This is a genomic window from Tardiphaga sp., from assembly GCF_041424195.1.
GTDB lineage: Bacteria > Pseudomonadota > Alphaproteobacteria > Rhizobiales > Xanthobacteraceae > Tardiphaga.
Genome location: NZ_JBGMOE010000207.1, coordinates 22,398 through 32,386, shown reverse-complemented (window position 1 = coordinate 32,386; position 9,989 = coordinate 22,398). Strand labels below are relative to the sequence as shown.

The 9,989-nt window shown below is 61.9% G+C and carries 10 protein-coding genes; 8 read left to right on the top strand and 2 right to left on the bottom strand.

The features are described 5' to 3' along the window. The first annotated feature begins 389 nt into the window (after window positions 1–389). From recO to parC, 8 genes are all read left to right on the top strand, one after another. On the top strand, window positions 390–1,142 hold the full coding sequence (gene recO / locus ACEK02_RS29300) for a DNA repair protein RecO (protein ID WP_371424957.1): 753 nt from the start codon (window positions 390–392) through the stop codon (window positions 1,140–1,142). 81 nt (window positions 1,143–1,223) lie between these two features. After that, window positions 1,224–1,697: a hypothetical protein gene (locus ACEK02_RS29295; RefSeq protein ID WP_371424956.1), complete on the top strand. Its 474-nt coding sequence runs from the start codon at window positions 1,224–1,226 to the stop codon at window positions 1,695–1,697. A gap of 77 nt (window positions 1,698–1,774) precedes the next feature. Next, window positions 1,775–2,068: a hypothetical protein gene (locus ACEK02_RS29290; protein WP_371424955.1), complete on the top strand. Its 294-nt coding sequence runs from the start codon at window positions 1,775–1,777 to the stop codon at window positions 2,066–2,068. A 90-nt stretch (window positions 2,069–2,158) separates the two neighbouring features. Further along, on the top strand, window positions 2,159–3,541 hold the full coding sequence (locus tag ACEK02_RS29285) for a TolC family protein (protein WP_371424958.1): 1,383 nt from the start codon (window positions 2,159–2,161) through the stop codon (window positions 3,539–3,541). Between the two features lie 13 nt (window positions 3,542–3,554). Then, window positions 3,555–4,940 (top strand): multicopper oxidase family protein, encoded by a 1,386-nt coding sequence (locus ACEK02_RS29280; protein ID WP_371424954.1) that lies wholly within the window; start codon window positions 3,555–3,557, stop codon window positions 4,938–4,940. Between the two features lie 52 nt (window positions 4,941–4,992). Next, a complete protein-coding gene (locus ACEK02_RS29275; protein ID WP_371424953.1) occupies window positions 4,993–5,454 on the top strand; it encodes a plastocyanin/azurin family copper-binding protein in 462 nt (153 codons plus the stop codon). 40 nt (window positions 5,455–5,494) lie between these two features. Continuing rightward, the gene (locus tag ACEK02_RS29270) at window positions 5,495–5,797 is read left to right on the top strand and encodes a copper-binding protein (protein ID WP_371424952.1); all 303 of its coding nucleotides are present in this window, start codon (window positions 5,495–5,497) and stop codon (window positions 5,795–5,797) included. 178 nt (window positions 5,798–5,975) lie between these two features. Continuing rightward, the gene (gene parC, locus ACEK02_RS29265; RefSeq protein ID WP_371424951.1) at window positions 5,976–8,234 is read left to right on the top strand and encodes a DNA topoisomerase IV subunit A; all 2,259 of its coding nucleotides are present in this window, start codon (window positions 5,976–5,978) and stop codon (window positions 8,232–8,234) included. A 71-nt stretch (window positions 8,235–8,305) separates the two neighbouring features. Here parC and ACEK02_RS29260 read toward each other — a convergent pair whose 3' ends face one another. Both ACEK02_RS29260 and ACEK02_RS29255 read right to left on the bottom strand, forming a co-directional pair. Next, window positions 8,306–9,607, bottom strand: coding sequence for a hemolysin family protein (locus tag ACEK02_RS29260; protein WP_371424950.1), 1,302 nt, complete (start codon window positions 9,605–9,607; stop codon window positions 8,306–8,308). A 127-nt stretch (window positions 9,608–9,734) separates the two neighbouring features. Further along, entirely contained in the window at window positions 9,735–9,962 is a 228-nt protein-coding gene (locus tag ACEK02_RS29255; RefSeq protein WP_371424949.1) for a hypothetical protein, read from the bottom strand. Window positions 9,963–9,989 lie beyond the last annotated feature (27 nt).

The window sequence follows — 9,989 nt, the reverse complement described above, 5'->3', positions numbered from 1 at the left end:
GGTGCATCGGGCACCCGGCGTTCCGCACGCCCTCTCGCAAGAGGGCGGGAATGCAAGCAACGACGGCGCCCCCGCGCCGCCAACAACAGGGGCGATGACGCATGTCTGAAGGGCAGTGGCTGTTTGAAATTCGAATCTGCGATGACGCCGAAGCGTCAGGCCGTAGGATGGGCAGAGCGCAGGCGCATCGCGCCGGAGCGAAACCCATCATTCACGCGCACGAAAGCGATGGGTTTCGCTGCGCTCTACCCATCCTACGATCGCTACACGCCGTCATGCGCAGGCAGCGCGAAGCGCCGGAGCGAAACCCATCAATCGCAAGCCGTTCGAAGATGCATTTCGCTGCGGCACCCCATCCTATCTTTCGCGTTTTCCTGTATAATGACCGCATGGAATGGACGGACGAAGGCATCATTCTCGGTGTGCGACGACATGGCGAATCCAGCGCCATCGTCGAACTGCTGACGCGTAGCCATGGCCGCCATCTCGGCCTGGTGCGCGGTGGTGCGGGGTCAAAGATGCGGCCGCTGCTGCAGCCCGGCAATAGCGTGCAGGCAATATGGCGGGCGCGTCTGGATGAGCAGCTCGGCTATTACCTGATGGAAGGCACGCTGATGCGCGCCGCGACGCTGCTGGGCTCGTCCCATGCGGTCTATGGCATCACCCATCTCGCCTCGCTGGCGCGGTTGCTGCCGGAGCGCGATCCGCATGAGGATATCTACGAGATGCTGGAGCGCATTCTGGATGATTTCGATGGCGTGAGCGAGGCGGCCATCCATATGATCAGGTTCGAACTGGCGATGCTCACCGAACTCGGCTTCGGCCTCGATCTGGAAAACTGCGCGGCGACCGGCGCCACCACGGATCTGATCTACGTGTCGCCTAAATCCGGTGGCGCGGTGTCGCGGCAGGCCGGCGAGCCGTGGCGTGACCGCTTGATGCGGCTGCCGCCATTCCTGCGCGACAGTGAGGACGGCCAGAATAGCTGGTCCGATCGCGATCTGCAGGACGGTTTCGATCTGACCGGCCGCTTCCTGCTGCGCAATGTGCTGGAGCCGCGTGGGCAGCGCCATTCCGACGCCCGCGAGGGGTTCATCAATGCGGTGACGCGGCATCTGGCACGGATCACATCCCCGTCCTGAGGCGAGTTCGACATTGGCGAATGCCGGATTCGCGTCTATGGTCCGTGCATTGATGGGTTGATAGGAAGATATCGCGTCCGGATGCTGGTTCGTCTGACCAGAGTGAACAGGCTGAGAGCAGGGTGGTTTGTTGCCCTGGTCTATCTATTGTGCGTGCTCGCGCCGACGATCTCCTTTGCATGGCCGGGACAGTCCCCGGTTGCGCCGTGCCTGACCGGCGAAAGCCATATGACCGGCATGGTGCATGTCAACAGCAGCACGTCTGCGCACATGCATGGCGACGGTCACGCGCATGATCATTCTGTCGCGCACGCATCAGCCGCACACGCCGCTATCGATCACGCATCGATCGCGATCGACGATACATCCGGTCCGCACAAGGTCCCGCACTCACCGAGCGGTCCATGCTGCGGCCTGATGTGCGTCTCCGCGCTGCCGGCGACGCTGACTGACATCGTGACCCCTGCGGTGCCCACGGCGCTTCGTGTCGCCGAAGGCTATCGCGCGGTCGCCGACAGCGCGCCCGCCCGGCTCTACCGCCCTCCCATTTCCTGACCTGATCGTATCGACGCGGTGTCGCGCCCGTTAAGGGCACGCGCGCCTGTGATTCATCGTCATGTCAGGAAAATAACATGCTTGCGCAGCTTGGGGCGAAGCTCGCCGCCGTTTGTTCGGTGGCCGGGAAACCATTTGATATCAGATCAGGAATATTCGCAGCGATGACCGCTACCGGCATGGCGCTCGGTGGCTGCATGCCAACGACCGTGCCGCTGGCTGGCGCCGATCCTGCCGATCCCGGCGCCAGGGTCGCTGGTGTCGGCTATCGCTCCACGGTGGCTCCTTACAACAGCCTTCGGCCGGTTGCTCCGTCATCATGGCGCGAGCAGAACGACCGTGTCGCTCCCAAGCCGAAATCCGGCCGGTAGGAGCGCGCGATGTTCAACAGGGATCACAAATCGCTCACGCGGGTGCACCGACTCGGCTCAAGGCCTGTCGCGGGCATCACAGTCCTGTCGATGCTGCTGCTGACGGGATGTGCATCGTTCTCGCCTGATGGCGGCATGGGTGTCGTCGCCGGCGTCGCAAGCGAGACCATCAACAAGGACGTGATGGCGATCCGGACGCCGAATGACGCACAGCGTGCCGATGCGACCGTCAAGGCCCTGCTGCGGTGGCCACTGACAGTCGACAGTGCGGTCCAGATCGCGCTGCTCGGCAATCGCGGCTTGCAGGCTGCGTATAATGAACTGGCGCTGGCCGAGACCGACCTGGTCGGCGACAGCCTGCCGCCCAATCCGACATTCTCGATCTCGCGCATTTCCGGCAACGGCGCGCTGGAAATCGAGCGGCAGGTGGTCGGCGATATTCTTGCGCTGGTAACGCTGCCGTTCCGCTCGGAAATCGCCCGCCAGCGTTTCCAGAAGGCGCAGCTGCGTGCGGCGGAAGAAACGCTGCGGCTCGCAGCCGATGTTCGACGCGCCTATTACAGGGCGGTGGCGGCCAACGAGCTTGTCGGCCTTCTGACTGATGCCAAGTCGACGGCCGAGGCCACCGCGCAGCTTGTGTTGAAGCTGGGCGAGACCGGGTCGCTGAACAAACTCGATCAGGCCCGCGAGCAGGTATTCTACGCGGAGACGACGGCCGATCTGGCGATGCTGCGTCAGGAGGCGACGAGCGCGCGTGAGGCTTTGATCCGTCTGCTCGGTCTCTGGGGCGGCGACATCGGCATCAGACTGCCGCAGAAGCTTCCGGTGTTGCCGCGCCAGCCGCTGTCGTTGCCGGGGATCGAGGTCGATGCCGTGGCACACCGCATCGACCTGCAGATTGCACGTATCGAACTGGCCGCACTTGCCAGGTCGCTCAATCTGACCGAGGCCACTCGCTTCGTCACGCTGCTCGATGTTGCCGGCATTGACAGCAAGAAGCGCGAACCCGGGGGGCCTCCGTTCCGCGAGCGCGGCTTCGACATCCAGTTTCAGATTCCGATCTTCGATGGTGGTGAAGTCCGCGTCCGGCAGGCGTCAGAGACCTACAACCAGGCCTTCAACCTGTTGACCGAGAAGGCCGTGAATATTCGCTCGGAAGCGCGCGATGCCTTCAGGGTCTATCGCTCAACCTACGACATTGCCGGTCACTACCAGCGCGAGGTGTTGCCGCTGCGCAAGATCATCTCGGAGGAGATGCAGCTGCGCTTCAGCAGCATGCAGGTCGATGTGTTCGCGCTGCTCACCGAGGCCCGCCAGCGGATCGCGGCGCTGCGCGCAGCCATTGAAGCCAAACGCAATTTCTGGCTCGCGCAGTCCGCGCTGCAGACCGCGATCAATGGCGGCGGCCGCGGCGAACCATCCGAAACAAGAACCGCGACGGCCGCTCAGGCGTCGAGCGGAGGAGGGCACTGAAATGGAGAAAACCATGTTGTCCCGACGAAATTTTCTCGGCACCGCCACGGCGCTCGCCAGCGCGGCTGCGGTCACCGGCCGCGTGCAAGCGGCGAATATTCCCGAAGCGCCGATGATGGACAAGGTAACGATGCAGCCGCCGCTGCATCCGCCGAGCGGACCCGACTACAATCCGGTGGTCACGCTCAACGGCTGGACATTGCCGTGGCGGATGAATGGGGACTGGAAGGAGTTCCATCTGGTCGCCGAGCCGGTCGAACGCGAATTTGCCGACGGCATGAAAGCCTATCTCTGGGGCTATAACGGCCAGTCGCCGGGGCCGACGATCGAAACCGTCGAAGGCGACAAGGTTCGTATCTTCGTTACCAACAAGCTGCCGGAGCATACCACCGTGCATTGGCACGGCGTGATCCTGCCGAGCGGCATGGACGGCGTCGGCGGCCTGAGCCAGCCGCATATCAAGCCGGGCAAGACCTTCGTCTACGAATTCGAGATGAAGCACAGCGGCACCTTCATGTATCACCCGCATTCGGACGAGATGGTCCAGATGGCGATGGGCATGATGGGGATGATGGTCGTGCATCCCCGCGGCAACAGCTTCCGGCCCGTCGATCGCGATTTCGTCTTCATCATGAGCAGCTATCTCATCGATCCCGGCACCTATCTGCCGAAGGTCAACGAGATGACCGACTTCAACATGTGGGCATGGAATAGCCGCGTCTTTCCCGGCATCGATCCGTTGCCGGTTAGGCTTGGCGATCGCGTGCGGATACGGGTCGGCAATCTCACGATGACCAATCATCCGATCCATCTGCACGGCCACAAGTTCGCCGTCAGTTGTACGGACGGCGGCTGGGTGCCCGACAGCGCGCAATGGCCGGAAGTCACCACTGACGTGCCGGTGGGCGCGATCCGCGCATTTGATTTTGTCGCCGACAATCCCGGCGACTGGGCGTTCCACTGCCACAAGTCGCACCACACCATGAATGCGATGGGTCACGACGTCAGAAACCTGATCGGCGTCTCCAAAAAGGATCTGGCAAAGGCCGTCGGCAAACTCGCGCCGGATGCGATGGTGATGGGATCCACCGGCGGCGCCATGGGCGAGATGGAGATGCCGATGCCCGACAACACGCTGCCGATGATGACGGGATCAGGACAATTCGGTCCGATCGAGATGGGCGGCATGTTCAGCATCATGAAGGTGCGGGAAGGGCTCGCGCGCGACGATTACCGCGATCCCGGTCCTTACGATTTCCCGAAGGGCACAGTGGCCTATGAGATCGAGGCACCGCAGAGCGAAGCTCCACGACAGACGGGCGTGAAGGACAGAGCCATCAAAGACCACGGGCCGAAGCCGATGGACATGAAGAAGGGCATGAAAATGAAGGGAATGTAGGGGCAACGACCGCTCATCGTCATCACAGACAACAAGCAACATGGAAACTGAAATGAACAACACCCGGAAATACATCGGTCGCGGCGTCATGCTGGCCGCGATGGCTTACTCGGCTGCTGCGGCGGCCCATGACAAGCATGGAGGATATTCGGCCGGCGAACCCGGCGATCCCAAAAAGCCGGCGCGAGAAATCGTGATCAGCATGAACGAGATGGACTATTCGCCCGCGGTCATCGAGGTCAAGCGCGGCGAGCAGATTCGCTTCGTGATCCGTAACATAGGGACTGAAGCACATGAGTTCCTGCTGGCAACCACGGCAGAAAATCTGAAGCATGGGGAAGCGATGAAGAAAAATCCCGACATGGAGCATGACGAGCCCAATGGCCTGCGTCTCGCCGCCAAGAAGTCCGGGGAAATCCTGTGGAAATTCTCGAAGGCAGGGACGTTCGAATATTCGTGCCTGATCCCGACGCATCGTGAATTGGGGATGACCGGCAAGGTCATCGTGAAATAGCGCGATGCAAACAGCTCAAGTTCACGCAAAGGACTGCACTATGAAGACCAATGGATCTGTCGCGCTTGTCGCGTTTGTTGCGCTCTCAATGTTCTGCGTCGCGGGTTACGCGCAGGATGCTGCGGTGCGCGGAGAAGTGAAGAAGATCGATGAAGCGGCAGGCAAGATCACGCTGAAGCACGGTCCGATCAAGAGCCTCGATATGGACGAGGGCATGACCATGGTCTTTCGCGTGAAAGACCCGGCGATGCTGAAATCGGTCAAGGTGGGCGACAAGGTCAAGTTTGATGCCGGTCGCATTGATGGCCAGATCGTGGTGACCTCCATGCAGAAATCCAGATAGCGCCGGCCGAGGGGGTCTAGGGGAACCGGGAACCGCCAGTTATCGGATCGCCTGATGGTTGACGCATCGATATGGGGGCGCCTCTCGACGCGAGGGTGCCCCCATATCCGCGGAACTTGATCACTGGCTTTCGATTCATTTCTTGCCCGATTCGTCGGGAGGCGCTAACCCCTCCGCCATGGGAAAAAGACTGATTCCGCCGGAGCCGGCTGAAATTCACGAAGTGCAGCTGCGGGACGCGCTCGAGGAGCGCTATCTCGCATACGCGCTCTCCACGATCATGCACCGGGCGCTGCCGGATGCGCGGGACGGCCTGAAGCCGGTTCACCGCCGCATCCTCTATGGCATGCGCCTCTTGCGGCTCGATCCGGGCACGCCGTTCAAGAAGTCCGCCAAGATCGTCGGCGACGTGATGGGCTCGTTCCATCCGCATGGCGACCAGTCGATCTATGACGCGCTGGTGCGCCTCGCGCAGGATTTCTCGTCGCGCTACCCGCTGGTCGACGGCCAGGGCAATTTCGGCAATATCGACGGCGATAGCGCGGCTGCCTATCGTTACACCGAAGCCCGCATGACCGATGTCGCGCGGCTGCTGCTCGAAGGCATCGACGAAGACGCGGTCGAGCTGCGCCCGAACTACGACGGCCAGACCAAAGAGCCCGCCGTGCTGCCGGGTGGCTTCCCGAACCTGCTGGCCAATGGCGCGCAGGGCATCGCGGTCGGCATGGCCACCTCGATTCCGCCGCATAACGTCGCCGAACTCTGCGACGCCGCGCTGCATCTGATCGACAAGCCCGACGCCAAATCGAAATCCTTGATGCGCTGGGTGAAGGGGCCGGACTTCCCGACCGGCGGCATCATCGTTGATTCCAAGGAAAGCATCGCCGAAGCCTATATGACCGGACGCGGCTCGTTCCGCACCCGCGCCAAGTGGCATGTGGAAGAGGGCGCCCGGGGCGCCTGGAATGTCGTCGTCACCGAGATTCCATGGCTGGTGCAGAAGTCACGGCTGATCGAGAAGATCGCCGAGCTCCTCAACGACAAGAAACTGCCGCTGATCGGCGATATCCGCGATGAGTCTGCTGAAGACATTCGCGTGGTCATCGAGCCGAAGACGCGCAATGTCGACGCCGGTCTGGTGATGGAGTCGCTGTTCAAGCTCACCGAGCTCGAGAGCAAGATTCCCCTGAATCTCAACGTACTAGTGAAGGGGCGCATCCCGAAGGTGCTCGGTCTCGCCGAGTGTCTGCGCGAATGGCTCGACCATCTGCGCGACGTGCTGCTGCGTCGCTCCAATTATCGCAAGGGCCAGATCGAGCACCGCTTGGAAGTGCTCGGCGGTTACCTGATCGCCTATCTCAATATCGATGAAGTCATTCGGATCATTCGCACCGAGGATGAGCCGAAGCCGGCCTTGATGAAGGCGTTCAGCCTCACCGAATTGCAGGCCGAGTCGATCCTGAACATGCGGTTGCGCAGCTTGCGCAAGCTCGAAGAGTTCGAGATCAGGAAAGAAGACAAGGAGCTCCGCGCGGAGCTCAAGGGCATCAACGCGATCCTGAAGTCCGAAACCGAGCAGTGGGCCAAGGTCGGCGAGCAGGTCCGCAAGGTGCGCGACATCTTCGGGCCGAAGACGCCGCTCGGCAAACGCCGCACGGTGTTTGCTGACGCGCCGGAGCATGATCTCGCTGCCCTCGAAGAGTCGCTGGTCGAGCGCGAACCTGTGACCGTCGTGATTTCCGAGAAGGGTTGGGTCCGTACGCTGAAGGGTCAGGTCGCGGATCTCTCCAACCTGACCTTCAAGACCGACGACAAGCTCGACAAGGCGTTCTTCGCCGAAACCACCTCGAAGCTGATGCTGCTCGCCACCAATGGCCGGTTCTATTCGCTCGACGTGTCGAAGCTGCCGGGCGGCCGCGGTCATGGCGAGCCGATCCGGCTGTTCATCGACATGGAAGGCGACGCCGCCATCGTCTCGATGTTCGTGCACAAGGGCGGTCGCAAGTTCCTGATCGCCAGCCATGACGGGCAGGGCTTCCTCGTGAACGAGGATGACTGCGTCGGCACCACCCGCAAGGGCAAGCAGGTGCTGAATGTCGAGATGCCGAACGAGGCGCGGGCGCTGACGGTGGTCGGCGAGGGCAGCGATCAGGTCGCGGTCATCGGCACCAACCACAAGATGGTGATCTTCCCGCTCGATCAGGTGCCGGAAATGGCGCGCGGCCGCGGCGTACGCTTGCAGAAATACACCAGCGCAGGTCTGTCAGACGTTGCCACTTTCGTGGCCAAGGAAGGCCTGACCTGGAAGGACTCGTCTGACCGCGAGCATCGCCTGACCTGGAAGGAACTGGCCGACTGGCGTGGCAACCGTGCCGATGCCGGCCGTCTCGCGACCGGCCTGCCGAAATCGAACAAGTTCGGCCGAGTCATCGAGTAGGCATCGCAACTCGTAACATGTCGTTCCAGCGAATGCGGGGACGACATACAGAGCGTGCCGCGACTACACGCCTATCCCAGCGCCTCTTCGGTCACCCGGCTGGCCAGCACCTTGTCGATGCGGCGGCCGTCGAGGTCCATGACCTCGAAACGCCAGGCGTGCGAGACGACCTGGTCGCCGACGTCAGGGATCTTGCCGAACTCCTGCAACAGAAATCCCGCAAAGGTCTGATAGGGACGTGATTGTACCGGCAGTTCAATGCCGAGCAGGGCGGCGAATTCCACCGCAGGCATCCAGCCCGAGATCAGATACGAGCCGTCCTCGCGCTTGTGAAACGCGACCTCGGCCGGGCCTTCCTCGGTGTGAAAGGCGCCGACAATCGACTCCAGAATATCCGCTGACGTCACCACGCCTTGGAACACGCCGTATTCGTCATGCACGAGGCCGATGTGAAATGGCGAGTCACGCAGGATCGCCACCACGTCGCGCGCATCGACCGTGTCGGGAATGACTGGCGCCTCGCGCACCAGCGCGCGGATATCCGGCGTCTTGCCGCTCAGATACACATCGAGCAGATCCTTGGCCTGAACAATGCCGATGGCGGAATCGCCATCGCCGTCGAACACCGCAAAACGCGAATGCGAGCTGCCCGCAAGTTCGGCCTGGATTGTCTCGATGGGATCGGCAAGATCGATCATCGCCACTTCATGGCGCGGCGTCATGACGGCGCCGACGGGCAGGTCGCCGAGGCGCATCACGCCCGCGATCATTTCCTTCTCGCCGGGCTCCAAGACGCCGGCGGTTTCCGCTTCGGTCACGAGCGTACGGATTTCGTCCTCGCTGACCTTCTCCTCGGCTTCGCCGCGCTGGCCGAGCAGGAACAGGATCGCCTTGCCGGAGCGATCGAGCAGCCACACCAGTGGCAGCGAGATTTTTGCGAGCAGCACCATTGCCGGCGCCACGCGCACTGCCACAGCCTCGGGATCGCGCAGCGCGATCTGCTTCGGCACGAGTTCGCCGATGATCAGCGAGGCGTAAGTAATGATCGAGACGACGATGCCGACGCCGAGTGTATCCGCGAGGCCCCTTGATACGCCAAGATCAAGCAACAATGCCGTGAGACGCTGACCCAGCGTTGCACCGGAGAAGGCGCCGGACAACACGCCGATCAGCGTGATGCCGATCTGCACGGTGGAGAGGAACTTGCCGGGATCGGAGGCCAGCGCCAGTGCGCGGCGAGAGCCTGTCACACCTTTTTCGACCAAGGCGGCGAGGCGGGCAGGGCGGGCAGATACGATCGCCAGCTCGGACATTGCGAGCAGGCCATTGACAACGATCAGGACCGCAACGATCCCGAGTTCTAGAGATAACACACTTGATCCTTCAACTGGTGGACGTGCATCCTACCATGTCTGCCCGCTTTCGGCCATCGCGGCGTGTTCGAAAGCGCAACTGTCGCAGGTTGGTATTCGCGTTTTCAGACCAAGCGCGTCATGACACCTACTCGAACTGAGCGCGACAAAGTGGGCTGAGCTTGCTGATGTTCTGCTTCATGCAGGCGGTGATGCGATTCACGTTGGGGATGTAGTCGCGGCAGAATTTCATGGCATCCGCACGACAGGCGCGACGTTGCTCAAGCGTGCCCGCGGCTTGTGATTGGTTCGGGATTGCAACGAGGATGGTGACCGTAACACTTGCCGCCGCAATTAGAGTGGGCATTTTGAACATCTTGGTGCCTTTCGTCGAATGATTGAA